The sequence below is a fragment of the Amycolatopsis sp. NPDC114478 genome, assembly GCF_055633805.1.
In genome coordinates this window covers 90,355-114,801 of sequence record NZ_JBVKDO010000010.1, presented here as the reverse complement: position 1 = coordinate 114,801, position 24,447 = coordinate 90,355, and the positions used below count along the sequence as shown (strand labels likewise).

The following is a 24,447-nucleotide window of genomic DNA, read 5'->3' as shown; positions in this document are numbered from 1 at the left end:
TCCGCTGGGCAAATAGGTATCCTCATTAGGCAATACGCTCGACCGCTCCGGATTGTCACTCCGTGACAAACACGTTTTCCCAGCCAGCACAGGGATCGTGCGCTGTCACGGTGACACTGTCAATGCTCATTTGGGGATACTCTTCTCAGGTAAGGTCGCCCATAATGGCGCTCGGCGCATCCCCATCGGCTCGAAGGAGAGTCCCCATGGCCCAGCCCGACTACGACCCGGGGCCGCAGATCGCCCACGCGGGCACCATCGACCTCGGCACCCCCGACCTCGAGCGCTCGCTCTGGTTCTTCCGCGACCTGCTCGGCATGGAGGTCGTCGCGCAGGCCGACGGCGTCGCCTACCTGCGCGGCTACCAGGAGCTGGTGCACCACTCCCTGGTGCTGACCCAGCAGGAAGAGGCCCGGGTCAACTCCTACGGCTTCCGGGTCAAGCGCAAGCAGGACGTCGAGCTGTTCCAGAAGCAGCTGGAGAACGAGGGGCTGCAGACGGTCGAGCTGGCCGTGGGCCACGAGACCGGCCGGGGCGAGGCCGTCCGGTTCCTCGTTCCCGGCAGCGAGCACCCGTTCGAGCTGTATTACGACATCGAGAAGCCCGTGGCCGACGAGTCCATCCGGTCGAAGATCCTCAGCAACAGCTCACGCCGGCGCGGTCTCGGCGTGCGCCGGCTCGATCACATCAACCTGCAGACCAGCGCCGCGACCGTGAACGAGGCCGAAGGCTGGCTGCAGACGGGACTGGGCTTCAAGCGCCGCGAGTTCGCCCGGCTGCCCCAGGCCCCGGACATCATCCTGGCCTCGTGGCTGTCGGTGACCCCGCAGGTCCACGACGTCGCGATCGGCGTCGCCGCCGAGGACCAACCCGGTCAGTTCCACCACGTCGCGTTCAACGTCGAGAACTTCCACGACATCCTCACCGCGGCCGACCAGATCCGCGACCTCGACATCGCCTACGGCCACGGCCCCGGCAAACACGGCATCGGCCAGGCGATGTACCTCTACATCCACGACCCCGGCTCCGGGCACCGGATCGAGCTGTACTCGGGCGGTTACCTGATCTTCGACCCGGCGTGGGAAGCCCTCGAGTGGAAGCTGCCCGAGCTGCAGTACGGGCAGACCTGGTACGGCGACGTCCTCGACGTCGGCCCGGGCGGCGCATTCCTGTCCACCTCCCCGTCGGCGGGGCTGGTCCCATGAGCACCCCCGCCACGAAGGTGATCGAGGGGCTCACCTTCGCCTACCACGAGGCCGGGGAGGGCGAGCCGCTGCTGCTGCTCCACGGTTCGGGCCCGGGCGTCACCGCGTGGTCGAACTTCCGGGACAACCTGCCGGTGTTCGCCGAGCGGTTCCGCACCATCGCCCCGGACCTCCCCGGCTTCGGCGGCACCGAGCTGCCCGAACTCGATGCGCCCTACCCCGTCGTCGCGGCCAGGTGGATCCTGCGGCTGCTGGACGAGCTGGGCATCGAGTCCGCGGTCTTCATCGGCAACTCCATGGGCGGCGCGGTCGCCGCCGAGCTGGCGGTGCAGGCCCCCGACCGCGTGCGGCGGATGGCCCTCATGGGCTCCGGCGGATTGTCGACCGGGCTCTTCCAGGCCGAACCGAGCGAAGGCTTCAAGCGGCTGTTCGAGTTCCTGGAGGATCCCACTCGTGACCGGATGAGCGAATGGATCCGGACGATGGTGTTCGACCAGAGCCGGGTGACCGACGACCTGGTCGACGAACGGCTGCGCAACGCCACCAGCGGCGACGCCATCCAGCGGATGAAGATCATCTTCGGGTCGATGTTCGATCCTCGCCGCCAAGCCGAGCACCCGCCCTTGTGGACGCGCGCGGCCACCGTGCGCACGCCGACCCTGCTGCTCTGGGGCCGTGACGACCGGATGCTGCCCTACGACCAGGCGCACTTCGCGACCCGCTGGCTGCCCGACGTCGAACTGCACACCTTCGCCTGCTGCGGGCACTGGGTGCAAGTGGAGCGCAAAACCGATTTCGAGCGGGTCGTGACGGAGTTCCTCACCCGCAAAGCGTCCGAGTAGGAGGTGGCGACATGGCCCACGAAGTGGTGAGCCGGATCGAGGAGTCGGGTTCCAAGCTGGCGGCACTCGCCGAAGAAAACGAAACCCTGGGCAAGCTGAGCGACGAGACCGTCGCCCTGCTCCGGGCCGCGGGTGTCATGCGGCTGCTGCAGCCGCGGAAGTTCGGCGGTTACGCAGCTCATCCCCGCGACTTCGCGGAGGCCGTGATGGCGGTCGCGCGGCACGACGGCGCGGCCGGCTGGGTCTGCGGCGTCGTCGGGGTCCACCCCTGGGAGGTCGCCCAGATGGACCAGCGGCTCGGGCAGGAGATCTGGGGCACCAACCCCGACACCTGGATCGCGTCGCCCTACATGCCGAACGGGATCGCGGAACCTGCCGACGGTGGCTACGTCCTCAACGGACGGTGGCCGTTCTCGTCGGGTGCCGACCATTGCGAGTGGGACTTCCTCGGCGCGATGGTCGGGGACGGCAGGGGAAAGCCGGTGATGCCCCCGTCCGTCCGGCACGTGATCCTGCCGCGGTCGGACTACCGGATCCTGGACGACACCTGGGACGTGGTCGGCCTGGCCGGCACCGGGAGCAAGGACGTCGTGGTGGAGGGCGCCTTCGTGCCCGACTACCGGACCCTCGATCAAGTCGCCGTCCAGGAAGGACGCGCCGCCGAAGAACACGGTGTCACCGACAGCTTGTACCAGCTGCCCTTCGCCGCGATGTTCCCACTGGGGATCACCGCCGCGGTGATCGGCATTTGCGAAGGTGCGCTGGCCGTCCACGTGGCCCAGCAACGCGATCGGGTCGCGGTCACCGGCGTTCAGGTGCGCGACGACCCCTACGTCCTCTACGCGTCCGGGGAAGCGTCATCCGAGATCCAGGCGTCACGCATCCAGCTGCTCGACGGCATCAGCCGGCTCTTCGACACCCTGGAGTCCGGCAAGCCGGTTTCGCTGGAGGCGAGGTCGGACGTACGACGCAACCAGGTGCGCTGCGCTTGGCGGGCAGTCGCCGCCGTCGACGAGATCTTCGCCCGCTCGGGCGGGAACGCCATCCGGCGGAGCAACCCCATCCAGCGGTTCTGGCGCGACGCGCACGCCGGGCTCTCCCACATGATCCACGTGCCGGGAGTCGCCTACCACGCCAACGCCCTGACCCAGATGGGGCTCGAGCTGCCACCCCCGATGCGGATCCTGGTCTGATGGCCACCCCCTTCGACGGCCGGCAGTTCCGGGACGTGCTCGGCAACCTGCCGACCGCGGTCGTCGCCGTCACCGCGACGGAACCGGACGGACAGCCGGCCGGAATGGTCGTCGGCACGTTCCACTCGGTGTCGCTCGACCCGCCGCTGGTGTCGTTCCTGGCCGCCCGCTCGTCACGCACGCTCCCTCGGATCCGCGCCGCGGGCAGGTACTGCGCAAACGTGCTGGCGGCCGACCAGGAACCGGTCTGCCGGCAGATGGCGGTCAGCGGTACCGCCAAGTTCGACACGGTCTCCTGGGCACCATCCCCGCTCGGGAACCCGGTGCTCGACGGAATCGTCGCGTGGGTGGACTGCACCGTCGAGCAGGAGGTGGAGCTCGGCGACCACCTGCTGGTCGTGGGCCGCGTCCACGACCTGCGCGTCGAGTCGCCGAAGACGCCGCTGCTGTTCTTCCGCGGCGGCTACGGCGACTACTTCTCCGCCACCTCGCTCGTGCTGGACCGGCTCGTCGGCTGGTAAGCCCTCGGAAAGGAGGCCCGGATGGGCCGGGTACAGGACAAGGTCGTCTTCATCACCGGAGCGGCTCGCGGGCAGGGACGGGCGCACGCACTGCGGCTGGCCGAGGAGGGCGCGCACATCATCGCGGTCGACCTCTGTACGCAGATCGACAGCGTCGGCTATCCCCTGGCCGTACCGGCGGACCTGGAGGAAACGGCGCGCCAGGTGGAGAAGCTCGACCGCCGGATCGTGACCACGACCGTGGACGTCCGCGACGCCGGCGCGCTGAAGACCGCGGTGGCTTCGGGCGTGGCGGAACTCGGGCGGCTCGACGCCGTCGTGGCTCAAGCCGGCATCGCGCCGATCGGCAACGGTGATGCGCAGGCGTTCGTCGACGCGGTCACAGTCGACTTCAACGGCGTGGTGCACGCGGTCGAGGCGGCACTGCCGTTCCTGCCGGACGGGGCCGCGATCGTCGCGACCGGCTCGGCGGCGGCCTTGCTGCCGCCGACCCACAGCGGCACGCCGGATGCGGGGAAGCTGGGCTACTCGTTCGCCAAGCGTTCGGTGGCGGCGTTCGTGAACGACCTGGCGATCGTCCTCGCACCGCGCCGGATCCGGGTGAACGCGGTGCACCCGACGAACACCAACACCGACATGCTCAACAGCGAGCCGATGTACCGGGTGTTCCGGCCCGACCTGGAGAACCCGACCCGCGAGGACGCTCTGCCGGCGTTCGAGTCGATGACGGCGATGGGACTGCCGTACGTCGAGCCGGGCGACGTCGCCGAAGCGGTGCTGTTCCTGGTGTCCGACGAGTCCCGGTACATCAGCGGCACGCAACTGCGCGTCGACGGCGGAGTGATAGTCAACAAACGGCTGCCGCAACCGCAGTTCTGATTTTCCGGGCCGGCGACGTCCCCGGTCGCCGGCCCGGAAGGTCAGTCGTTGCGGTAGTGCTGGATCTGGCAGTGGAATGCCCCGTTGCCGTTTCCGTGCACGTCGTCGTTGATCTCAAGGAAGAGGGTTCCCTGGTCGGGAGTTTCGTCCAGCCGACGATCCGCGCCGATGTAGAACGGACCGGAATCGAGTCGGCCGATGAGGCAGAACGGATGAGAACCCTTGAGGGGGAACTTCGGATCGTTGTCGATCCAGTTCCAGCCCTCCGGGCCGTTGTTGCCTGTGAACCAGACACCGGCCCAGATCGACCCCCAGGCGTGGAAGATCAGGGTGTCGCCCGCCCGCACCTGCATGTGCGTGTCGATTGCCGCGTCTCTTTCGGCTACCTGAACTTCCCGAGATTCGACGAGATGCCAAGACATCGTGCTTTCCCTCCACGTAGATGTGGCGATTACATCTGGGGACCCGGCATCCGGCGATGGTCGTCAGGTGCTGCACCAATACCATCCTCATGTTCGGTTCGCTTTGTCAAGCGACCGAATTATGGACAATTTCAGGCCATCAGCTCGATGATCGTCGCGTTGGCCGTTCCGCCGCCTTCGCACATTGTCTGCAGCCCGTACCGCAAGCCTTCCCCGCGCATCCGGGCCAGCAGGCGCGTCATCAGGATCGCCCCCGAGCCGCCGAGCGGGTGGCCGACCGCGATCGCGCCGCCCAGCGGGTTGAGCCGTTCGGGGTCCGCGCCGGTCTCGGCCAGCCAAGCCAGCGGTACCGGGGCGAAGGCCTCGTTGACCTCGAACGCGCCGATGTCGCCGATCGAGAGCCCGGCTCGGCGCAGGACCTTCTCCGTGGCCGGGATCGGGCCGAGCAGCATCGTGATCGGGTCCGCGCCGCTGACCGCACCCGAGTGGTAGCGGGCAATCGGCTTCAATCCCAGTTCGGCGGCCCGTTCGGAGGTCGCGATGAGCAGGGCGGCCGCGCCGTCGGAGATCTGCGACGCGTTACCCGCGTGGATGACGCCGCCGGGTTTGAACGAAGGCTTGAGGCGAGCCAGCGTCTCGACCGAGGTACCGCGCCGCAAGCCCTCGTCCACCGCGAACTTCACACCGTCGACGTCGATCGGTACGACGTGGTCGTCGAACACGCCGGCGTCGATCGCGGCGGCGGCCTTGGCGTGCGACCCGGCGGCGAACTCGTCGAGGCGCTCCCGGGCGAACCCCCAGCGCTCGGCGATCAGTTCGGCACCGACGCCCTGGTTGAACTCGAAGCCGTCGTACCGCGCCAGGACGGCGGGCCCGTACGGCTGCCCGGTGGTGCGGTGCGCCCCGAGCGGCACCCGGCTCATCGTCTCCACGCCGCCCGCGACCACGAGGTCGTACTGACCCGCCATGACCGCGTGCGCGGCCGAATCGACCGCCTGCTGGCTGGAGCCGCACGCGCGGTTGATCGTCACGCCCGGCACCTGCTCGGGCCAGCCGGCAGCCAGCACTGCGAACCGGCCGATGTTGCTCGACTGGTCGCCGATCTGCGTGACGCAGCCCCACAGCACATCGTCCACGGTGGCCGGATCGATGCCGGTCCGTTCGACCAGCGCGATGAGTACCCGAGCCGACAGGTCGGCGGCGTGCACGCCGGATAGGGTGCCGTCGCGCTTGCCGATCGGTGTGCGGACGGCATCGACGATGACCGCGTCCCTCATAGTCGGTTCCTTTCGCTCGGCGGCGGGGTGAGTCCCCAGTCGCGGAGGACAGCTTCGGTGTCGGCGCCGACGGTCGAGGCCGCTGCGCCAGGATTTGCCGGGGTCAGGGAGAACCGCGGAGCCGCGGCAGGCTGCGCGACGCCGTCCCGGAGCATCACACTGCCCCGCGCGGCCAGGTGCGGATGCCCGGCGGATTCGGTGAGGCTCAGCACCGGGGCGACACACGCATCGGTGCCTCCGAACACCGTGGCCCACTCGTCACGGGAGCGTTCGGCGAACCGCTTCGCCAGCACGTCGCGCAGCTCCGGCCACGTCTCGCGATCGTGCTGGCGTTCCGGATCGACGTCGAGTTCGAGCAGGTCGAGCAGCCGCCTGTAGAACTTCGGTTCAAGTGCGCCGACGGCGACGTGTCCGCCGTCGCGCGTCTCATAGACCGCGTAGAAAGGGGCTCCGCCGTCGAATTGGTTGGCCCCGCGTTCGTCGGTCCAGGCGCCGCGGCCGAGCTTGCCGAAGGTGCTGGCCAGCAGGTTCACGGTGCCGTCGACGATGGCAGCATCGACGACTTGGCCCCGGCCACAGTGCTCGGCGGCGTGCAGCGCGGCCAGGACGCCGATGACGAGGTAGCAGCCGCCGCCACCGAAGTCGCCGACGAGGTTCAGCGGGATCTGCGGCGGCCCGTCGGCCGGCCCGATCGCTCCCAGTGCGCCGGTGAGGGCGATGTAGGTGATGTCGTGCCCGGCGACCGCAGCGAGCGGACCATCCTGTCCCCAACCGGTCATCCGCCCGTAGACCAGCCGCGGGTTGCGTGCGAGGCAAGCGTCCGGGCCGATGCCGAGGCGCTCGGTGACGCCCGGCCGGAACCCCTCGATCAGCACGTCGGCGCGTTCGACCAGATCGAGGACGGTGGTTCGACCCGAGTCACGCTTGAGGTCGAGCACGATCGAGCGCTTGCCGCGGTTGAGCACGTCCGCCGGTCCGCCGCGGCCGGGTTCGTCGTGGCCGGGCCGGTCGATCCGCACCACCTCAGCGCCGAGGTCGGCGAGGATCATCCCGGCGAACGGCCCGGGGCCGATGCCACCGAGTTCCAGCACCCGACACCCCGCCAACGGGCCTGTGGTCATCCTGGGCCTCCTCGCGCCGGTTCCGCTTCAAGCTAGCAATAGCTGACACTCTTTTCGAGTGATGCTCATCGCCCCTTCCACACGGGCGCCCGCTTCTCCCGGAACGCTGTGGCGCCTTCGCGCGCGTCTTCGGAAGCGAAGACGGGTTCGACGACCGCGGCCTGGTTCCGCCACGCCTCCTTCGGAGACCAGGCGGCCCTCGCTACCCGCTTCGTGGCCGCCACGGCCAGCGGCCCGTTGGCCGCGATCTTCTCCGCGAGTTCGAGCGCGCCGGCCAGCGCGCCGCCCTCCTCGACGAGCCGGTTGACCAGACCTATCTCGGCAGCCCGTGAGGCGTCGACCGGGTCGCCGGTCAGCAGCAGTTCCAACGCGACGGCCGGCGGGACGCGCTGAGGCAGGAGGAGCGCCCCGCCGGCCCGGGCGACGAGCGCCCGCTTGACCTCCGGCAGTCCGAACTTCGCCGTTCGCGCGGCGACCACGAGGTCACAGGCGAGGAGCAGTTCGAACCCGCCGGCGAGCGCCCACCCTTCGACCGCGGCGATCAGCGGCTTCTTCGGCGGTGTCATGGTGATTCCACAGAGACCGCGCTCCTCGATCGACGGGCTCTCCCCCGCCAGGAACGCTTTGAGGTCCATCCCGGCGGAGAACGTGCCGCCGGCGCCGGTCAACACGCCGACCCGCAGTTCACCGGTCGCGTCCAGCTCGTCGGCGGCCTTGGCCACGGTTCCGGCCACCTTCGCGGTCAGCGCGTTCTTCGCGGCGGGTCGATTGATCGTGATGATCTGCACGGCGCCGCGGCGCTCGACGAGGACTTCATCCGGCACGTTCGCTCCTCAGGTCCCTGCTGTGTCAACGGCATCATAATGCGTATACTCAATTCATGCGCCGCACGCTCTTCGACAGGGATCATGAAGACTTCCGCCTCCTGGTTCGCGACTTCTTGGCCCGCGAAGTGGTTCCGGTCTACGACGACTGGCGGCAAGCGGGGCTGGTGCCCCGCGAGCTGTTCACCTCGCTGGGCAAGCTCGGCGTGCTCGGCACCGCCGTCCCGGAGGAATACGGCGGTGGTGGCCTCGACGACTACCGGTTCAACGTCGTCCTGCAGGAGGAGTGCGCACGCGTGACCGTCACGCTCGGCGGGTTGCGCACCCATCTGGACGTCGTCCTGCCGTACTTCCTCAGCCTCGCGAACGAAGAGCAGCGCGCCCGCTGGTTTCCCGGGCTGGCCACGGGCGAGCTCTACACCGCGATCGCCATGAGCGAACCCGGGACGGGCTCCGACCTCGCCGGCGTCACGACGAAAGCACTCCGCCGCGGCGACCACTACGTCGTCAACGGCGCGAAGACGTTCATCACCGGCGGCTACCACGCCGACCTCGTCATCGTCGTCGCCCGGACGTCGGCAGACCCCGACGACCGGCGCCGGGGCCTCTCCTTGCTGGTGCTGGAGAAGGGGACGCCCGGGTTCACGGTCGGGCGAAAGCTGGACAAGCTGGGGTTGTCCGTGCAGGACACGGTAGAGCTGTCGTTCGCCGACGTGCGGGTGCCGGTGGCGAACCTGCTGGGCGAGGAAGGCAACGCGTTCGCGGCGCTGGGGCGCAACCTCGCCCAGGAGCGGCTCGCGATCGCCGTCGGAGCGGTCGCCCAGACACGCGCGGCGATCGACGTCACGACCGCCTACGTGCGAGCGCGGAAGGTGTTCGGCAAGCCGGTGTCGTTCTTCCAGAACACGAAGTTCGAACTGGCTGCGATGGCGGCCGAGCTGGAGGCGGCGCAGGCGATGCTCGACACGGCGATCACCGCGCACGTCGCCGGTGAACTGACGCCGGTCGACGCGGCCAAGGTCAAGCTGTTCTGCACCGAGGCGCAGGGGCGCACGGTCGACCGGTGCCTGCAGCTGCACGGCGGCTACGGCTACATCCTCGAGTACCCGATCGCGCGGCTGTACGCCGACGCGCGGGTCAGCCGGATCTACGGCGGCACCAGCGAGGTCATGAAGACCATCATCAGCAAATCCATGGACTTGTAAGGGGTTTCGCATGCAGATCGAGGGATCGTCGGCGCTGGTCACCGGGGGCGCGTCCGGGCTCGGGCTGGCCACGGCCCGCCGCATCGCGGAACGAGGTGGCCAGGTGGTGCTGGCCGACCTCTCCGAGGAACTGGGCACCAAAGCGGCCGCGGACCTCGGTGCGCGTTTCGTGCAGGCGGACGTCACGGATCCGGAGGCGATGGCATCCGCGGTGGCGGCGGCCGGACCGCTGCGGTTCGTCGTGCACTGCGCCGGCCGCGGCGGCGACCGAACCCGGATCCTCGGCAAGGACGGCGCCCCGGCCGACCTGGCCACGTTCGCCGAAGTGGTGCGCGTGAACCTGATCGGAACGTACAACTTGCTGCGCCTGGCGGCGGCGGAGATCGCGAAGAACTCGCCGGTCGACGGCGATCGCGGCGCGATCGTGCTCACGGCCTCGGTGGCAGCGTTCGACGGCCAGATCGGCCAGACGTCCTACAGCGCGGCCAAGGCCGGGGTGCACGGCATGACGCTGGTGGCGGCACGCGACCTGGCGAGCCGGCAGATCCGCGTGAACACGATCGCGCCGGGGATCATGGACACCCCGATGCTGGGCAGGCTCCGGGAGGACATCCGGGAGACCCTGGCCGCCTCGGTGCCACACCCGAAGCGTCTCGGCGACCCCGACGACTACGCGAGGCTGGCGATCGAGATGCTGGAGAACCCTTATCTGAACGGCCAGACCGTGCGACTGGACGGAGCCATCCGGATGGCACCGCGTTGAGCGTGGGTCCATCCCTACCGGTGGCGGTCAGGTAGGCGGATTACCTCCCACCCGACGAGCGCGAGCGAGGTCATCGCGCCGCTGACCGTAACGACCAGCCAAAGGAGATAGGGCACCGGCTGCTTCGTGCCACCGAACAGCGAAACCGTCACTCCGATCTCAACGGTTATGCCGGTGACCACGGGACTCAGCAACGGTACGTGGCGTGATGAGCCGAACGGGTACCAGTACCAGAAGACCAGACAGGAGAGCTCGAACGGCCGGTACCACACAGCCGCGAGGGTAGCCGCGAAACCGAACAATCCCGGGGTCGCGTAGAATTTTTCGTCGACGATGGCGATCAGCATCGTCTCCAGTGCGGCCAAGGCACGAAACACCGGCCACCAAGACTCGAGCGAAAAGCAGCGCTGACGGATCAGAAGAATGCTGCCGACGATGATAGTCGCTCCGACCGATGCGCCGAGGGCCACTTCGGTATTACTGGTCAACTCGGCCGTCAGGACGAGGTTCTTCTTGACACCGAAGCCCGTGAAAGCCCATACGATGATCGCGAAGCCCAGAATCGACCGCGCACGTGCCAGCGGATCGCCTTCGTCCGCACCATGCGAAGGTTGCGGCCCGAAGAGATATTTCGCCGCCATCCACGGCCAGATCGGACTTCTCCAACCGGTCGTCTTGGGAATCGCATCCACTGGGAACTCCGTGACGATTGAGGCAATGCCCACGCCGAGCCCCATCCAACCCGGCGTGCAGCATCAATAACGCCAATAATTGGGCGGTGTCCCCCTGCTGTTACGGGATGCGCTGTCGAAGACAGCGGTCTCAGTCAGTTGCGCCGAAGAGCGCACGCACGTCCGGCCTGCTGACTTTCATCGACGGCGTCCGGGGCAGTTCCTCGACGACCTTGACCTCCGTGGGCACCTGATACCGAGCCAGCCGCTGAACGAGCCACTCCCGCAACTCGGCCACCCCACACTCACCCCGAAGTGTCACGGCGGCCACCGGAACCTCGCCGAGTCGCTCGTCGGAAATCCCCACGGCGGACGCATCGCGCACCGCCGGGTGTGCCCGGAGCGCCTCCTCGATCACACTCGGCACGATCTTGAACCCGCCCCGGTTGATCGCGTCGTCGGCGCGACCGTGGATGAACAGGAACCCGTCTCCGTCGATGCTCGCCAGGTCGGTCGTGCGCACCCAGCCGTCGGCGGGCAGCTGCGGTCCCTCGGCCTCCAGGATTCCGATCGTTCCGGCGGGGACCGGTGCACCCGTCGAAGGGTCGACCACCCGTAACGAGTTGCCGCGGAACGCGCGTCCGGCGCTGCCGCGCTTCGCGGCCCACCAGCCCTGGTACAACGCCAGATCCCACCCCGCGATCGCGCCGGCGAACTCGGTCGCGCCGTAGACCGACAGCACCGGCACGCCGAAGCGGGCCGTGAACCGATCTGCGTCGTCGGGCGACAGCGGAGCCGTGCCCGATGAGACCTGCTCGACGCCGTCGAATATCTCGCGCGGTAGATCGGACTGCAGGACCATCCGGAGCGCCGCCGGAGCCAGCCGGACCCGGCGGGGTCGCGTCCGGCGGACGAGCGCGGCCCAGCGCTCGACGTCGAACTTCTCCAGCAGCGCCGTAGGCAAGCCGGCTGCGACGTTGGCGATGGCGAAGTACAGGCCACCGATGTGGACCAGGGACATCCAGAGTATCGAGGGGTGCTTGCGCAGCCGCACCTCGGCCGAGGCGACGGGGGTGCCCGACGCCTCGAAGGCGGCGGTGAGCTTGCGGTAGGTCAGCTCGACCCGCTTCGGTCTCCCTGTGGTGCCACTGGTCTGCATCACCACCGCGACGTCGTCGGTGCTCACCGAGGCCGGGTCAGGCTGCCAGTCCGCCGGTCGGGCAACCAGCGGACGGTCTCCTTCGCCGGTCACGAGCGGCACAGCGGCGATCCGAGCGGCCGCGGCGAGCACACCGGGCCGTGCCCAGTCCTCCGGCCCGGCGACGATGACGTCGGGAGCGAGCGTCGTGATGTCGTCGGCCAGCGCACTGTCCCCGTGAAAGGGGCTCAGCGTCACGACCTGGCGGCCGGTGGCGATCGTCGCGACCAACGCGGCCAGGTGGCCCGGGCGGTTGCGGAGCACGATGCCGATCCGGCGGGCATCGGGCGTCCCGGCGTCGGCGAGCAAGTGATCGAGGCCGCCGACCGCCCGCCACAGGAAAGCCCAGGTATAGCTCCGGTCTTCGAAGAGCAGGGCAGTTTCCTCCGGTGCGGCTGTGAGAACCCTGCGCAACCGCGTGGGGAGGGGTCGGTCGGTGGTCACGAAGCACCGCCCAGCGGGCGGAACGGGCGGGCGGGCCACCACGGGTAGAACCGCGGCATGTCGGCCGACACCCGCTCGGGGAACTCGGCGGGGCGCTTGTCGAGGAAGGCCGCGATGCCTTCCTTCGCGTCTTCGGAGACGCCGCGTTCCTGGACCGCACGGGACTCGAGGACGTGGGCGGTCATCGGGTGGTCGACGGTGAGCATCCGCCACAGCATCTGCCGGTTGAGCGCGACCGAGACGGGTGCCGTTTGCTCGGCGATTTCGCGCGCGATGGCATACGCGGCCGGAAGCAGCTCACCCGGCGGGTGCACCGATCGGACGAGTCCGGCCCGCGCGGCTTCGGCCGCGTCGAAGAGGCGGCCGGTGGCCGACCATTCCAAGGCCTGGCTGATGCCGACGAGCCTCGGCAAGAACCACGTGGACGCACCCTCCAGCACGATGCCCCGGCTGGCGAAGACGAATCCGAATCGTGCGTCGGCCGAGGCGAGCCGGATGTCGGCGGCCAGTGTCATCGTGGCGCCGACCCCGACCGCCGGACCGTTGAAGGCCACGATCACCGGCTTCAGCGAATCGAAGATCCGCAGCGAAACGCGGCCCGCGTCATCGCGGTGCTCGGCGCCGGCCGGGTAGTCGAAGGTGGCGCCGCCGGCCGCCAGGTCCGCGCCGGCGCAGAAACCGCGTCCGGCTCCCGTGAGCACGACCGCACGCACGCCATCATCGGTGTCGGCCAGATCGAAGGCGTCGATCAGCTCCTCGGCCATGGTGGTCGTGAACGCGTTGAGCCGGTCGGGCCGGTTCAACGTGACGGTCAGGACACGGTCGGCGACCTCGCAGCGGATCTGCGAGAAGTTCTTCATCGCCCGGCACCGGGTCGGCGCCAGAAAGCGGCGAGCTGCCCGGCAGCTGCCCCGAGCCCCAGTCCCGCGGCCAGCGCGGCCCGGCGCGGCCCGGTCCCCCGGCCCGCCAAGCCCAGCGCCCCGTCGACGCTGAACCGGCCGGGGCCGAGCGCGGCGAGGGCCACCGACGCGGCAGCGAGGTTGAGAACGAACTCGTAGCCCTCGTTCAGCACGAAGAACCCGTTGCCCACGTGCACGGCCCGCGCGGCGACACCCATCGTCCCGACGACAGCCGCGGCCGCCAGCGGTGTCGCGGCTCCCGCCACCAGTGCGGCGCCAGCCCCGATCTCGACCACCGCGCTGGCCCGGGCCTGCAGCTCCGGCCGCCGGAAGCCGACCGAACCGAACCACTTGGCCGTGCCGTCGAGCGTGCGGGCGTGCCGCACTCCGTGCGCGATCATCGTGCCGCCGATCGCGGCTCGCAGCGCCCATCGCGCAACGTCGTTGCCACTCATCCCGTGCCTTTCGTCAGTCCTTGTGGGCGACGCGCTCGGCGAACCGGCGCGTCACTTCGGCCACGTCCGTCTGCCGGCGCAGCTTCGCCACCGATTCCAGGGCGAGCGCGTGGGCCGTGGTGGCGCCGTCGCCACCGGCAAGCAGCTCCAGGGTCTCGGCGACCGCTTCCGGCCGGGCGCCGACGATCCCCGCGGCGACCTGCCGGGCCCGCTCGGCCAGCCGGTAGTGCGGGACCACCTCGTTGACCAGTCCGTTGCGCAGGGCCTGGCCTGCCTCGATCGGTTCTCCGGTCAGCATCATCTGGCGAGCCAGCCGCACACCCACCGCCCTCGGCAGCAGCGCGCTCATTCCCCATCCCGCCACCAGCCCCAGGGCGGCGTGCGTGTCGGCGAACCGCGCGCGCTCGGAAGCGATCAGGAAGTCGCAGGACAACGCCAGCTCCAGCGCACCGGTGTAGCAGGGCCCGTTGATCACTCCCAGCACCGGCGTGCGGGCCGCGCGCACGACCTCCGCGGGATCGGTCCTCGCCCCGCGCGACGCCTGCAGCGCCTCTTCCAGGTCGACGCCCGCCGAGAACGCCGGATCCGTGCCGGTCAACACGATCACCCGGGTGTCCGGGTCGGCGTCGGCCGCCCGGACCGCCGCGATCAGGCCGCGTCGCATGGCGATCGTCAGCGCGTTGCGCGATTCCGGCCGGTTCAGGGTCAGCCACAGCGCGCCTTCAACCCAGCGGGTGGTAAGGCCGTCGACCTCGTTCACGCCGAAAGGACCAGTGCCGAGCCCATACCGCCGCCAGCGCACATCGCGGCGACGGCCGTGCCGCCCCCGCGCCGGCGCAGCTCGTAGGCGAGGGTGGTGATCATCCGGGTACCGGTTGCGGCGATGGGGTGACCGAGACTGCAGCCACTTCCGAACGGGTTGACTCGCTCTTCGCGGAGCCCCATTTCGCGGGTGGTGGCCACGGCGACGGATGCAAAGGCTTCGTTCACCTCGAACAGGTCGACGTCGGCGAGACCGAGACCGGCGAGACCGAGCGCTTTGCTGATGGCGGTGATCGGCGCGAAGCCCGTCCGCACCGGATCGACGCCGACGCTGGCCCAGGAGCGGATGGTCGCGAGCGGGGTCAGGCCGTGTTCGTCCGCCAGCGCCGCGTCAGCGACAACGACCGCCGCGGCGCCGTCGTTCACACCGCTGGAGTTGCCGGCCGTGATGGAGAATCCGTCGATTTCCGGGTGCAGCACCTTCAACGCCGCCAGCTTCTCCAGGCTGGTGCCGCGCCGCGGATGTTCGTCGATATCGAAGACCTCGCCGTCGGCGAGCTTCACCGGGACGATCTCGTCGGCGAACCGGCCGGTGTCGATGGCATGCAGAGCACGTTCGTGCGAACGCAGGGCCCACGCGTCCATCTCGGCCCGGCTGATCCCGGCCAGCCGGGCGGTGTTCCAGCCCACGAGGACCGCCATATCCCGGTTGGGCGCGTCGGGCGTCGCCACGTGGGACGGCGAGCTCCACGGGTCTTCCCAGTCCGTGGTGCCGGGAACTCGCCAACGGGTCACGGGAGCGGTCGAAGACGACTGGGTCCCGCCCGCGACCACGGCGCGGTCCATCCCGGCGCGGATGTTCGCCGCCGCGCCCGCGACGCTCGCGAGACCGGAGGCGCAGTGCCGGTTGACCGCGACGCCGGGGACGTGCGGGAGGCCGGCCTCCAACGCCGCGTAGCGGGCGATGTCGCCGCCGCCGGCGAGGGTTTCGCCAAGCACGACGTCGTCGAGCGCCTCAGGCGGGAGGCCGGAGCGTTGCGCGGCTTCGCGGACCACCACCGTCGCGAGGTCGAAGGCACTCGTCTCACGCAGAGTTCCCTTGCGGGCGGTGCCGATGGCGGTCCGGCAGGCTGACAGCAGCACGGCGTCGGTCATGGAATTCGTTATACTTTATTCCGGTGCCGACCGGAAGAGCGGCACCGGAGAAGACGGAGGCGCCGAATGGACCCGAAGACCGTGCTGTTCGCCGTGACCGACCACGTCGCGACGATCACGCTGAACCGGCCCGAGGCCATGAACAGCTTCACCCAGGCGATGCTCGACGACTTCGCCGCGATCTGGCAGCGAGTCAAGGACGACGACGAGATCCGGGTCGTGGTGCTGCGCGCCGCGGGCGATCGTGCGTTCTGCACCGGCATGGACGTCAAGGAGGGCATCGACCGGCACTCGAACGTCTGGAGCCGCACCGACCCGGGCGAGAAGCTGTCACCGAAGACCAACCAGGTGTGGAAGCCCCTGGTGTGCGCCGTGCACGGGATGGCTGCCGGCGGGGCGTTCTACTGGCTCAACGAAGCAGACATCGTGGTGTGCTCCGAAGACGCGACCTTCTTCGATCCCCATGTCAGCTACGGCCTGACCGCCGCGCTCGAACCGATCGGGCTCGCCCGGCGCATCCCCTTGGGGGAGACCCTGCGCATCGCGCTGCTGGGCTTGGACGAGCGCCTGTCGGCCGAACGCGCCCTGCAGATCGGCCTGGTGAGCGAAGTTCTGTCCCGCGACGCACTGTGGGATCGAGCCGACGAGATCGCCCGCATCATCGCGGCGAAGCCACCCGCCGCGATCCAGGGCACCGTGCGTGCGATCTGGGAGTCCCTCGACGCGACGCGCACCCAGGCCCTGCGCACCGGCCTTTCCTACACCCAGCTCGGGAATCCCCTCGGAACGGCCGAGGTGGACCGCGCGTCGGTGTCGCGCGAGTGGACTCTGCGCTAGCCTGATCGCAAAAGAGTATCCTCTTTAGGAGTTGCGATGCTGTTCGGAATGCCGTGGCCCGGTGCCGGGGTCGCCCGCGAGGCCGAGCAGGCGGGGGTCGGGGCCTTCTGCACCGGCGAGTTCGCCGACCACGACGCCTACACGACGCTCGCCGAGATGGTGGCCGGCACCGAGCGGGCCCTGGTCGGTCCTGCGATCGCGTACGCGTTCGCACGCACGCCTTACGCCCACGCCACCGCGATGCGCCAGCTGCACGCGAAGGCACCAGGGCGGCTGTTCCTGGGACTCGGATCAGGCGCGTTCCGGGTCAACCGCGACTGGCTGGGAGTACCGGCCGACCGCCCGGTGGCCCGGGTGACGGAGACGGTCGAAGCGGTGCGGGCGTGGCTGCACGCGGAGAACGGCGAGAAGGTCCGGTTTTCGGGGGAGTTCCACTCCCTCGACGCCGACGTACGCGCACCGGTGCTGGGACGGCTCGAACTCCCCATCCTCCTGGGGGCGTTCAACCGGCGGATGGCTGCCGCCGCCGGCCGGGTCGCGGACGGCGTGATCGGGCACGGGCTGTTCACGGCCTCCTGGTGGGAAGACGTGGTCCGTCCCGCGGTCGCCGCGCCGGACCGGGGACCGGTGGAACACGGCTGGGTGATCACCGCGGTGGACGACGCGGCCCCCGAGCGTGCGATCGCCGACGCCCGGCGCATGATCGGCTTCTACCTGACAGTCAAGACATATGACCCGTATGTGGCCCACCACGGCTGGGAGGCGCCGGTCGCCCGGTTGCGGACTGCGTTCCGCGCGGGTGACACCGACGGCATGGCCGACGCGGTGACCGACGACATGCTGGCCGCTATCGCGATCTGCGGCACGACCGGTGATGCGAAGGAAGCAGTAGCGCGTCGGCGTGAGTCGTTGCCCCGGGATGTGGCGTACTTCGCGCCGCCGAGCTTCTTGGTCGGGCACAAGCGCCGCACGGCGTACGCTCGTGCGAGCTTGGGGTTGTTGGGCGCTTTCACGTGATCCCGCGCGATTCGGAACTTCGGTGATTCACACGAAAGCGCCGCCGATGAGTGTCGTGCGGACCACTTCCGCGTCGCACCGACGCAAGGCCTCGGTCAACGGCACGTGGAGCAGAACGAGATCGGCCGGCGCCCCCACCCGAACCCGCCGAGGCGGACCACCGGGGTCGTCCGGCGCGCTCAGGTACCCGTCCAGCGCCGCGGCCGCGCCGATCCGTTCGTCCGGTCCCACGATCCGCCCGGACGGCGAGAGCCGCTCGGTGGCGGCGCGGATCACCGCCCACGGATCGAGCGGCCCGTACGGCGCATCGCTCGACGCTACGCAGCGGACGCCGGCGGAACGGAGCGATCCCAGGCGGTACAGATCCGGGTGGTCGGCAGTGGGCACGTCGCGCAGGTAGTCGTCGCCACGCCACGTCAGGAACCCCGGTTGCGTCACGACGCGCAGCCTGGTCAGCCGCGAGACCAGCTCGCCGGGCACGAGAGCCGCGTGTTCGACGCGGTCGCCGTCGCGGCTGCCCGTCTCCTCGATCGCGGCTAGCAGGAGCACCAGCGCTTCCCGGGTCACGCAGTGCACTGCCACCGCGCGGCCGGCGTCGTGCGCCGCGCGGATCCGGCCGGTCAGCCATGCGAAGTCCGGCAGGTCCGAGTCGGCCAGGACGATCTTGTACGGTCCGGTCGCTCCAGGGTGTCCCAACGGCGCACCCAGCGGCAGGATGTGCTGCGGCAGCTCGTCGAACGCGTCGACGGCGCCCGGGTCGAGGTCGGGCGTCGCGTCGGTGACGGCGGTGATGCCGAACCGCGCGAGCTGCCGGCCCACTCCGTCGAGGCGCGGCAGTGCCGGGCGAGGCAGGCGGCCCCGCAGCCAGTCGTCCGCCCGCCACAACCGCCCGGTCGCCCGCCCGCCTGCGTCCCGCTCGATCCCTCGGTGCACCTCCGCCGGCAACCCGATCGCGCGGGCACCGGCGGTGTTCACGACCCACAACGCGCCGCTGCGGTGCTGAACGCGAACCGGCCGGCCCGCGTGCAGGCGGTCGAGCGTCGCCGAGTCCAGCGGACCGGCCACGGACTCGTGGTACCCGATGCCCCGTACCCAGCCGTGGTCGTCGGCGGTCGCCCCGGACAGCGCCGCTGCCAGGTCGGCCGGCGTGCGGATGCCGGGTGGGCCGCATGGCACCGACGTCGCGGCCGCGGCGAGGGCGTGCAGGTGCAGGTGGTGGTCGCACAAACCCGGCAGGAGCGCGCCGCCCCGCGCGTCGAGAATCTCCTCGCCCGGCCGGCGGTCCAGCGTCGCCGCGATCGCGGCGACCGATCCGCCGTCGATCCGGACGTCGACCCGGCGCCGGCCGTCGAGTTCCGCCGCGCGGATCAGGATGCCGGTCACCGCAAGCCCAGCTCGCGCAGCACCTCACCGGTGTGAGCACCACTTGCCGGCGCGGCTCCGGCCACGACCCGCTGCCGGGGCATGGCCACCGGGACCCGCGCGGGCGGGCGGCGACCGGGCAGATGCGGGTCCAGGGTGGCCGCGACGACGTCGGCCATCGCCACGTCGACCAGCGCGCCCCCTTCCGGGCTGCACAGTGCCAGCTCGGTCGCGACCAGCCCGGTCAGGGGGTCCGCCAAGGCGTCACCGCAGAAGTACGGCGCGCCGCCATCCCCGTCGGCCACCAGCCCGTTCGCGGCCGCGACGTCGTCGCCGAAGCCGACGCGGTCGCTGTCGCGCCCGTAGGCCGTGATCGAAATCCAGACGGTGCCTGCGGCAGCCGCGGCAGCGGCGTCGAGGCCGAACCGGGCGAGGGCCCGCGGCCGGGAGGCTTCGATGACGACATCCGCCGCCTCGACCAGGCCGGCCATGGCGCGGCGGCCGTCGGCGGTGCCGGGGTCGAAGACCACCGAGCGGTGCCCGGCGTGCAGCAGGCGGTAGAACGCTCGGTTGCCGCTGCGGGCGCCGTCCGGTCGTTGCGGCGTCTCGACCTTGACCACGTCGGCGCCGAGCAGGCCGAGCAAGTGCGCGCACAACGGCCCGGCCCAGAGTGCGCTGAAGTCGACGACTAGCAGCCCTTCGACCGACCGCCGCCGTCCCGACCCGAGCAGGCGCGGACTGCCGACCCGCGGCCGCACAGGACCGGCGGCGACACCGAGCGGAGTGGCGCGGGCGACCAGCTCATCACCCGTGTGCTCGCGCAACCAACGGATCACCCCGGGCCACGGATCGGCGGGCAACTCCGCCCCGACCAGCGCGCCGAGCAGGAGCGGGTCATCGGAGCGGGCGCAGGACACCGCGGCCCAGCCGTCGGCCGTCCGCAGGAGGCGGCAGCTCCCGCCGACCGAGACGCGACCGCCGCGACCGCGACCGGTGAACGCAGCCCGCTCGGCCAGCAGGTGCGCGCCGTCGACCGGCAAGCCGCACCGCCGCGTGATCTCGCGGGCGACCGTGGCCGCGCGGCCGGGCGGAACCAGTGGCGGGCCGTCCGGCGTACCGGTCAGCGCGACCACCCCGCTGTCCAGCCAGTCCGCGAGGGATTCTCCCTGCATACCTCGAATGGTACGCTGGATCCGTTGTGGACAGTCGACTTCCGTTGCGGCGCGACGAACTCGCCCATGCAGTCCGGGCACCGCTGCTCGACGAGCGCGGCCGGATCACCCAGCCGCTGCTGCTCGTCGACCTCGACACCCCCGCCGACACCGGCACGCTGGCCGCCGCCCGGTCCGCCGACCGCGTCTTGGTCGGCATCACGAGCGCGGACCCGCTCGACGCCGACCGCCAGGCTCTGGCGGCAGCCCTGGACCTCACGCTCGCGCCGACCGAAAGCAGCCGGGAGTTCGTGGCCGTCGACGATCCCGGAGCCGTCGCCACGCAACTGCACGCCGCCGCTCAACTGCATCCGCAGGCGGTCCTCGTCCTCGCGCACCTGCTGCGCACCACCGGTGAGCTGGCCGTCCCCGCCGCGCTGGAGGCCGAATCGCTGGCTTACTCCACGTTGCTGGCCGGGCCGGACTTCAGACGCTGGCTCGAGCGACGCGGTCCCCGCCCGGTTCCCGCGAGCGCCGGCGACCCGGTGCAAGTCGAGCGGATCGGGAACGTCCTGCACGTGCGGCTGAACCGGCCCGAGCGCCGCAACGCCTACGGCCGTCAGCTGCGGGACGCGCTCGTCGAGGCTCTGCACGTCGCGGAACTGGACGACAGCGTGGCGAAAGTGGTCCTCACCGGGGCCGGGCCGGCGTTCTGCTCCGGCGGTGACCTTGATGAGTTCGGAACCGCACCGGACCTCGTGACCGCGCACTTCGTGCGCACCCGGGCCGGAGCCGCCCTGCCACTGCACCGGCTCGCCGGGCGGACTGAGGTCCGGGTGCACGGCAGCTGCGTCGGCGCGGGCGTCGAGCTGGCCGCCTTCGCCGAGCGGGTGCTCGCGACACCGGACACCACGTTCCGGTTGCCCGAGATCGGGATGGGCCTCGTTCCGGGCGCCGGGGGGACCGTGAGCCTGCCTCGCCGGATCGGGCGTTGGCGCACGTTCTACGCGGCGGTGACCGGCGAGCCGGTCACCGCCGCCACGGCCGTGCAGTGGGGCCTGGTGGACGAGCTGGTCGATCAGGAAAGCGACCAGGTGAACACCGGGTACCAGACGCCGAACGGGTCGTCGCTGTAGCGGCACTTCGCGTCCACCGTCCGCCCTTCGCAGGCACCGGCCAGCACCTGCCAGGCAACCCGGCCGCCGACCAGCAGTTCGCCGGCGAGTTCCGGCGTGAGGTTGTAGAACGGCTCGGTCTTACCGGTGTGGAGGGCTTCCCCCAGGATGTGGTCGACCTGCAGAGCACGGGTGTCTTCGTGGCCGGGTGCACGAGGCCCCCGGCGAGCGCTTCCATCCGCCATGACCAGCAGAGCGATCCGTCCCGCCCGCTCGGCGAGCCACCGGCCGTAACCACGGCACTCCCCCGCCGACAGCGCCGTATCCACTCCGTGGAACTCAACCGGGATGCGAACGCCCGCGGTGAGGTCTCTCGCCACGGCGAGGGACAGCGGAAGGGGTTCACCCGTCGGCACCGATCCGGTACCGGGAACGAAGAGATGGCGGGGCGAAGGCGCGTCCGCGGACCACGCCCGGGTCTCCTGTGAAGCGCCGACGACGACGAGGACGTCGGGCTCGGCCGCCATGAGGTCGTCGACCGCCGCACGACCGGCGGTCCGCAGCTGCTCGACCTCCGGGACCGGAGCCCCGGTGACGCCGGCCAGCAGCAAGGGCGGGTGCGGACAGGTGGCGGCACGGACGATCACGCCAGCCCCCGCACGACCCGGGCCGGGGGTTTCCGGCCGTGCACGACCGCGACCATGTCCAGTACCTGCCGGGTTTCCGCGACGTTGTGGGCCCGGACGACGGCGGCGCCTTCCCAGGCACACAGCGCAGTCACCGCGAGGCTGCCCACCAGCCGGTCGGCCACCTCCACACCGAGGGCTTCGCCGACGAAGTCCTTGTTGGACAGTGACGCCAGCACCGGCCACCCGGTCCGCACGAGCTCGCCGAACCGGCGGGTCAGCTCGAGCGAGTGCCAGGTGTTCTTGCCGAAGTCGTGCGTCGGGTCGATCAGGATGCCGGCCGCGGGCACTCCGGCTCGGACCAGCGCCTCGGCCCGGCGCGTGACTTCGGTGACGACGTCCGTGACCACATCGGCGAACGCGGCCCGGTGGGGCCGGGTGCGGGGCGTGGCCCCACCGGTGTGGGTGCACACGTAGCCGGCGCCGAACTCGGCGGCCACCTCGGCCAGTTTCGCGTCCGCCCCGGCCCAGGTGTCGTTGAGCAGGTCGGCACCCGCTTCGCAGGCGAGGCGGCCGACCTCGTGGCGCCAGGTGTCGACGCTGATCACCAGGTCGGGAAACCGCGCCCGGACCTCGGTCACGAACGGCACCACGCGGCGGACCTCTTCCGGAACGTCCACCGCGGTCCCCGGACCGGCTTTGACGCCGCCGACGTCGACGATGTCCGCACCGTCGACGACCGCCTGCTCGACGGCCGCGAGCGCGCGCTCCCGGTCGAAGGTGGCGCCGCGGTCGTAGAACGAGTCCGGGGTGCGGTTCACGATCGCCATGAGCAGTGTCCGGTCCCGCGGCATCACCCGGCCTCTGAACCGGATCTCGGGCGACTCAGCTGACATGGTGTTCAGGTTACTCAATTGGTCTTCGACCACAAGATCGAGCCCAACCTTGGCGTACCATCGAGGCCACCTTGCTCGTAATGAGTGTCATCAATGAGGAGACAGCATGACGGCGGGACATCCGTTCTCAACGCAGCTGTACATCGACGGCCGCCGCACCGACGGCAGTTCCGACCGACAGGTCGTCGTCCGCAACCCGGCCACGGAGGAACCGGTCGCCGAGGTGCCCGACGCTTCGGTGGACGACGTCCGCCGCGCCGTTGCTGCCGCGCGGCGGGCCTTCGACGAGGGACCTTGGCCCCGGCTGGCGCCGTCGCAGCGCGCGACCGTGCTGCTGCGCCTGGCCGAGGAGATGGAGCACCGCCTCGCCGAGCTGGTCGCGGTGAACATGGCCGAGGCGGGCTCGGTGCGGTGGCTCGCCGAAAGCCTGCAGACGAGCGTGCCGATCGCGCATCTGCGCGACATGGCCGAACGCGTGCTGCCCGCCTTCGCCTGGGAGCGCCCGATCGAGCCGACCATCACTGCCGGCGTCGGCATCTCACAAGGGCAGCTGCGCCGCGAGCCGTTCGGTGTGTGCGCGCTGATCCCGGCCTACAACTTCCCCCTCTTCCTCGGCTTGATGAAGCTGATCCCGGCTTTGGCCGCCGGCTGCACCGTCGTGCTGAAACCGGCGCCGACAACGCCTCTCGAGTCGCTGCTGCTCGGCGACTTCGCCGACGCCGTCGAACTTCCTCCCGGTGTGCTGAACGTCGTCACCGGCGGAGTCGAAGCAGGCCGCGAACTGACCACGCACCCGATGGTCGATCTGGTCAGCTTCACCGGTTCCGACACCGTCGGACGGTCTGTCTACGCGCAGGCCGCGACGTCGCTGAAGAAGGTCGTTCTGGAGCTGGGCGGCAAGTCCGCGAGCATCGTCCGCGCCGACGCCGATCTCGACGGGGCGGCGCGATCGGCCCTGGCCGGTATCACGGTGCACGCCGGTCAAGGCTGTTCCTTGCTCACCCGGACGATCGTGCACGAATCCGTCCACGACGAGCTCGTGGAACGCATCCGCGCCGGCCTGGCAAGCGTTGTCGTGGGCGATCCCGCGGATCCGGCCACGACCATGGGGCCACTGATCAGCTCGTCGCAGCGGGACAAAGTAGAAAAGCTGATCCGGACCGGCGAGGAGGAAGGCGCGCAGCTGGTCACCGGTGGCGGCCGCCCGGCCGGGCTGGACAAGGGCTTCTTCCTCGAGCCGACGCTGTTCACCGGGGTCGGCAACGCCATGACCATCGCGCAGCAGGAGTTCTTCGGCCCGGTCGGCGTCGTCATCCCGTTCCGCACCGACGAGGAGGCAGTCGGCATCGCCAACGACAGCCCCTACGGCCTGTCCGGCGGGATCTGGAGCGCCGACACGGCTACCGCGCACGCCATGGCGACCCGGGTGCGCACCGGCACGGTCGTGCTCAACGGCGGCGGCGGTGGCGTGAACCCGCGCCTGGCTTTCGGCGGCTACAAGCAGAGCGGCCTGGGCCGGGAATGGGGTGAGTTCGGGCTGGACGAGTACCTCCAGACCAAGACCGTAACCTGGGCGGCCCGCTGAAGTCGTGAGTGGGAAACAGTGT

At 70.4% G+C, this 24,447-nt stretch carries 25 protein-coding genes; 11 read left to right on the top strand and 14 right to left on the bottom strand.

The features are described 5' to 3' along the window. The first annotated feature begins 206 nt into the window (after positions 1–206). From ACZ7OH_RS26705 to ACZ7OH_RS26685, 5 genes are read left to right on the top strand one after another with little or no spacing between them, the layout of a single operon-like run. A complete protein-coding gene (locus ACZ7OH_RS26705) occupies positions 207–1,205 on the top strand; it encodes a VOC family protein (RefSeq protein WP_470283287.1) in 999 nt (332 codons plus the stop codon). After that, positions 1,202–2,047, top strand: a complete 846-nt coding sequence (locus ACZ7OH_RS26700) for an alpha/beta fold hydrolase (protein WP_470283286.1) — start codon at positions 1,202–1,204, stop codon at positions 2,045–2,047. Before ACZ7OH_RS26705 ends, ACZ7OH_RS26700 begins: the two co-directional genes overlap by 4 nt. 11 nt (positions 2,048–2,058) lie before the next feature. After that, complete coding sequence (locus ACZ7OH_RS26695) at positions 2,059–3,240, top strand: acyl-CoA dehydrogenase family protein (protein ID WP_470283285.1); 1,182 nt, start codon at positions 2,059–2,061, stop codon at positions 3,238–3,240. Further along, positions 3,240–3,761: a flavin reductase family protein gene (locus ACZ7OH_RS26690; RefSeq protein WP_470283284.1), complete on the top strand. Its 522-nt coding sequence runs from the start codon at positions 3,240–3,242 to the stop codon at positions 3,759–3,761. The genes ACZ7OH_RS26695 and ACZ7OH_RS26690 overlap by 1 nt, the downstream gene beginning before the upstream one ends. A gap of 21 nt (positions 3,762–3,782) precedes the next feature. Further along, positions 3,783–4,640, top strand: coding sequence for a mycofactocin-coupled SDR family oxidoreductase (locus ACZ7OH_RS26685; protein ID WP_470283283.1), 858 nt, complete (start codon positions 3,783–3,785; stop codon positions 4,638–4,640). 41 nt (positions 4,641–4,681) lie between these two features. Here ACZ7OH_RS26685 and ACZ7OH_RS26680 read toward each other — a convergent pair whose 3' ends face one another. The 4 genes from ACZ7OH_RS26680 to ACZ7OH_RS26665 form a co-directional block, all read right to left on the bottom strand. Continuing rightward, the gene (locus ACZ7OH_RS26680) at positions 4,682–5,062 is read right to left on the bottom strand and encodes a hypothetical protein (RefSeq protein WP_470283282.1); all 381 of its coding nucleotides are present in this window, start codon (positions 5,060–5,062) and stop codon (positions 4,682–4,684) included. Between the two features lie 131 nt (positions 5,063–5,193). Beyond that, complete coding sequence (locus ACZ7OH_RS26675; RefSeq protein WP_470283281.1) at positions 5,194–6,339, bottom strand: thiolase family protein; 1,146 nt, start codon at positions 6,337–6,339, stop codon at positions 5,194–5,196. Next, positions 6,336–7,460, bottom strand: coding sequence for a CaiB/BaiF CoA transferase family protein (locus ACZ7OH_RS26670; RefSeq protein ID WP_470283280.1), 1,125 nt, complete (start codon positions 7,458–7,460; stop codon positions 6,336–6,338). The genes ACZ7OH_RS26675 and ACZ7OH_RS26670 overlap by 4 nt, the downstream gene beginning before the upstream one ends. A 65-nt stretch (positions 7,461–7,525) precedes the next feature. Continuing rightward, on the bottom strand, positions 7,526–8,284 hold the full coding sequence (locus tag ACZ7OH_RS26665) for a crotonase/enoyl-CoA hydratase family protein (RefSeq protein ID WP_470283279.1): 759 nt from the start codon (positions 8,282–8,284) through the stop codon (positions 7,526–7,528). 56 nt (positions 8,285–8,340) lie between these two features. On the opposite strand from ACZ7OH_RS26665, the gene ACZ7OH_RS26660 reads away from it, so the two are divergent. Then, positions 8,341–9,489 carry an acyl-CoA dehydrogenase family protein gene (locus ACZ7OH_RS26660; RefSeq protein ID WP_470283278.1) on the top strand — a complete coding sequence of 383 codons (1,149 nt, stop codon included), beginning with the start codon at positions 8,341–8,343 and terminating at the stop codon, positions 9,487–9,489. Positions 9,490–9,499: 10 nt separating this feature from the next. Continuing rightward, the gene (locus ACZ7OH_RS26655; RefSeq protein ID WP_470283277.1) at positions 9,500–10,252 is read left to right on the top strand and encodes an SDR family NAD(P)-dependent oxidoreductase; all 753 of its coding nucleotides are present in this window, start codon (positions 9,500–9,502) and stop codon (positions 10,250–10,252) included. 14 nt (positions 10,253–10,266) lie between these two features. On the opposite strand, the gene ACZ7OH_RS26650 is transcribed toward ACZ7OH_RS26655, so the two are convergent. From ACZ7OH_RS26650 to ACZ7OH_RS26625, 6 genes are all read right to left on the bottom strand, one after another. Continuing rightward, positions 10,267–10,989 (bottom strand): hypothetical protein, encoded by a 723-nt coding sequence (locus tag ACZ7OH_RS26650; protein ID WP_470283276.1) that lies wholly within the window; start codon positions 10,987–10,989, stop codon positions 10,267–10,269. 85 nt (positions 10,990–11,074) lie between these two features. Continuing rightward, on the bottom strand, positions 11,075–12,565 hold the full coding sequence (locus ACZ7OH_RS26645; RefSeq protein ID WP_470283275.1) for a class I adenylate-forming enzyme family protein: 1,491 nt from the start codon (positions 12,563–12,565) through the stop codon (positions 11,075–11,077). Beyond that, positions 12,562–13,425 (bottom strand): crotonase/enoyl-CoA hydratase family protein, encoded by an 864-nt coding sequence (locus ACZ7OH_RS26640; RefSeq protein WP_470283274.1) that lies wholly within the window; start codon positions 13,423–13,425, stop codon positions 12,562–12,564. The genes ACZ7OH_RS26645 and ACZ7OH_RS26640 overlap by 4 nt, the downstream gene beginning before the upstream one ends. Further along, positions 13,422–13,919 (bottom strand): DoxX family protein, encoded by a 498-nt coding sequence (locus ACZ7OH_RS26635; RefSeq protein ID WP_470283273.1) that lies wholly within the window; start codon positions 13,917–13,919, stop codon positions 13,422–13,424. The genes ACZ7OH_RS26640 and ACZ7OH_RS26635 overlap by 4 nt, the downstream gene beginning before the upstream one ends. A gap of 13 nt (positions 13,920–13,932) precedes the next feature. Beyond that, positions 13,933–14,679: an enoyl-CoA hydratase-related protein gene (locus ACZ7OH_RS26630; protein WP_470283272.1), complete on the bottom strand. Its 747-nt coding sequence runs from the start codon at positions 14,677–14,679 to the stop codon at positions 13,933–13,935. Then, positions 14,676–15,836, bottom strand: a complete 1,161-nt coding sequence (locus ACZ7OH_RS26625) for a thiolase family protein (RefSeq protein ID WP_470283271.1) — start codon at positions 15,834–15,836, stop codon at positions 14,676–14,678. The genes ACZ7OH_RS26630 and ACZ7OH_RS26625 overlap by 4 nt, the downstream gene beginning before the upstream one ends. 66 nt (positions 15,837–15,902) lie before the next feature. On the opposite strand from ACZ7OH_RS26625, the gene ACZ7OH_RS26620 reads away from it, so the two are divergent. Both ACZ7OH_RS26620 and ACZ7OH_RS26615 read left to right on the top strand, forming a co-directional pair. Next, positions 15,903–16,673, top strand: a complete 771-nt coding sequence (locus tag ACZ7OH_RS26620) for an enoyl-CoA hydratase/isomerase family protein (protein ID WP_470283270.1) — start codon at positions 15,903–15,905, stop codon at positions 16,671–16,673. 36 nt (positions 16,674–16,709) lie between these two features. After that, positions 16,710–17,690: an LLM class flavin-dependent oxidoreductase gene (locus ACZ7OH_RS26615; protein WP_470283269.1), complete on the top strand. Its 981-nt coding sequence runs from the start codon at positions 16,710–16,712 to the stop codon at positions 17,688–17,690. Between the two features lie 27 nt (positions 17,691–17,717). On the opposite strand, the gene ACZ7OH_RS26610 is transcribed toward ACZ7OH_RS26615, so the two are convergent. Together ACZ7OH_RS26610 and ACZ7OH_RS26605 are read right to left on the bottom strand one after the other, a co-directional pair. Beyond that, on the bottom strand, positions 17,718–19,073 hold the full coding sequence (locus ACZ7OH_RS26610) for an amidohydrolase family protein (protein ID WP_470283268.1): 1,356 nt from the start codon (positions 19,071–19,073) through the stop codon (positions 17,718–17,720). Beyond that, positions 19,070–20,224: a CoA transferase gene (locus ACZ7OH_RS26605; RefSeq protein ID WP_470283267.1), complete on the bottom strand. Its 1,155-nt coding sequence runs from the start codon at positions 20,222–20,224 to the stop codon at positions 19,070–19,072. The genes ACZ7OH_RS26610 and ACZ7OH_RS26605 overlap by 4 nt, the downstream gene beginning before the upstream one ends. Before the next feature lie 26 nt (positions 20,225–20,250). Here ACZ7OH_RS26605 and ACZ7OH_RS26600 point away from each other — a divergent pair, with 26 nt between their 5' ends. Continuing rightward, complete coding sequence (locus ACZ7OH_RS26600; protein ID WP_470283266.1) at positions 20,251–21,339, top strand: enoyl-CoA hydratase/isomerase family protein; 1,089 nt, start codon at positions 20,251–20,253, stop codon at positions 21,337–21,339. Here the strand turns inward: ACZ7OH_RS26600 and ACZ7OH_RS26595 are convergent. Both ACZ7OH_RS26595 and folP read right to left on the bottom strand, forming a co-directional pair. Further along, positions 21,282–21,965 carry a class III extradiol ring-cleavage dioxygenase family protein gene (locus tag ACZ7OH_RS26595; RefSeq protein ID WP_470283265.1) on the bottom strand — a complete coding sequence of 228 codons (684 nt, stop codon included), beginning with the start codon at positions 21,963–21,965 and terminating at the stop codon, positions 21,282–21,284. The genes ACZ7OH_RS26600 and ACZ7OH_RS26595 overlap by 58 nt on opposite strands. Next, positions 21,962–22,798: a dihydropteroate synthase gene (gene folP, locus ACZ7OH_RS26590; protein ID WP_470283475.1), complete on the bottom strand. Its 837-nt coding sequence runs from the start codon at positions 22,796–22,798 to the stop codon at positions 21,962–21,964. The genes ACZ7OH_RS26595 and folP overlap by 4 nt, the downstream gene beginning before the upstream one ends. A gap of 148 nt (positions 22,799–22,946) precedes the next feature. On the opposite strand from folP, the gene ACZ7OH_RS26585 reads away from it, so the two are divergent. After that, on the top strand, positions 22,947–24,425 hold the full coding sequence (locus ACZ7OH_RS26585) for an aldehyde dehydrogenase family protein (protein ID WP_470283264.1): 1,479 nt from the start codon (positions 22,947–22,949) through the stop codon (positions 24,423–24,425). The last annotated feature ends 22 nt before the right edge of the window (positions 24,426–24,447 follow it).

What these genes read in the sequence shown, in the direction of transcription:
- ACZ7OH_RS26705 (WP_470283287.1), top strand. Translation starts at nt 207, where the DNA reads ATGGCCCAGCCCGACTACGACCCGGGGCCGCAGATCGCCCACGCGGGC.
- ACZ7OH_RS26700 (WP_470283286.1), top strand. Translation starts at nt 1,202, where the DNA reads ATGAGCACCCCCGCCACGAAGGTGATCGAGGGGCTCACCTTCGCCTAC.
- ACZ7OH_RS26695 (WP_470283285.1), top strand. Translation starts at nt 2,059, where the DNA reads ATGGCCCACGAAGTGGTGAGCCGGATCGAGGAGTCGGGTTCCAAGCTG.
- ACZ7OH_RS26690 (WP_470283284.1), top strand. Translation starts at nt 3,240, where the DNA reads ATGGCCACCCCCTTCGACGGCCGGCAGTTCCGGGACGTGCTCGGCAAC.
- ACZ7OH_RS26685 (WP_470283283.1), top strand. Translation starts at nt 3,783, where the DNA reads ATGGGCCGGGTACAGGACAAGGTCGTCTTCATCACCGGAGCGGCTCGC.
- ACZ7OH_RS26680 (WP_470283282.1), bottom strand. Translation starts at nt 5,062, where the DNA reads ATGTCTTGGCATCTCGTCGAATCTCGGGAAGTTCAGGTAGCCGAAAGA.
- ACZ7OH_RS26675 (WP_470283281.1), bottom strand. Translation starts at nt 6,339, where the DNA reads ATGAGGGACGCGGTCATCGTCGATGCCGTCCGCACACCGATCGGCAAG.
- ACZ7OH_RS26670 (WP_470283280.1), bottom strand. Translation starts at nt 7,460, where the DNA reads ATGACCACAGGCCCGTTGGCGGGGTGTCGGGTGCTGGAACTCGGTGGC.
- ACZ7OH_RS26660 (WP_470283278.1), top strand. Translation starts at nt 8,341, where the DNA reads ATGCGCCGCACGCTCTTCGACAGGGATCATGAAGACTTCCGCCTCCTG.
- ACZ7OH_RS26655 (WP_470283277.1), top strand. Translation starts at nt 9,500, where the DNA reads ATGCAGATCGAGGGATCGTCGGCGCTGGTCACCGGGGGCGCGTCCGGG.
- ACZ7OH_RS26650 (WP_470283276.1), bottom strand. Translation starts at nt 10,989, where the DNA reads ATGGGGCTCGGCGTGGGCATTGCCTCAATCGTCACGGAGTTCCCAGTG.
- ACZ7OH_RS26640 (WP_470283274.1), bottom strand. Translation starts at nt 13,425, where the DNA reads ATGAAGAACTTCTCGCAGATCCGCTGCGAGGTCGCCGACCGTGTCCTG.
- ACZ7OH_RS26635 (WP_470283273.1), bottom strand. Translation starts at nt 13,919, where the DNA reads ATGAGTGGCAACGACGTTGCGCGATGGGCGCTGCGAGCCGCGATCGGC.
- ACZ7OH_RS26625 (WP_470283271.1), bottom strand. Translation starts at nt 15,836, where the DNA reads ATGACCGACGCCGTGCTGCTGTCAGCCTGCCGGACCGCCATCGGCACC.
- ACZ7OH_RS26620 (WP_470283270.1), top strand. Translation starts at nt 15,903, where the DNA reads ATGGACCCGAAGACCGTGCTGTTCGCCGTGACCGACCACGTCGCGACG.
- ACZ7OH_RS26615 (WP_470283269.1), top strand. Translation starts at nt 16,710, where the DNA reads ATGCTGTTCGGAATGCCGTGGCCCGGTGCCGGGGTCGCCCGCGAGGCC.
- ACZ7OH_RS26605 (WP_470283267.1), bottom strand. Translation starts at nt 20,224, where the DNA reads ATGCAGGGAGAATCCCTCGCGGACTGGCTGGACAGCGGGGTGGTCGCG.
- folP (WP_470283475.1), bottom strand. Translation starts at nt 22,798, where the DNA reads ATGCCGCGGGACCGGACACTGCTCATGGCGATCGTGAACCGCACCCCG.
- ACZ7OH_RS26585 (WP_470283264.1), top strand. Translation starts at nt 22,947, where the DNA reads ATGACGGCGGGACATCCGTTCTCAACGCAGCTGTACATCGACGGCCGC.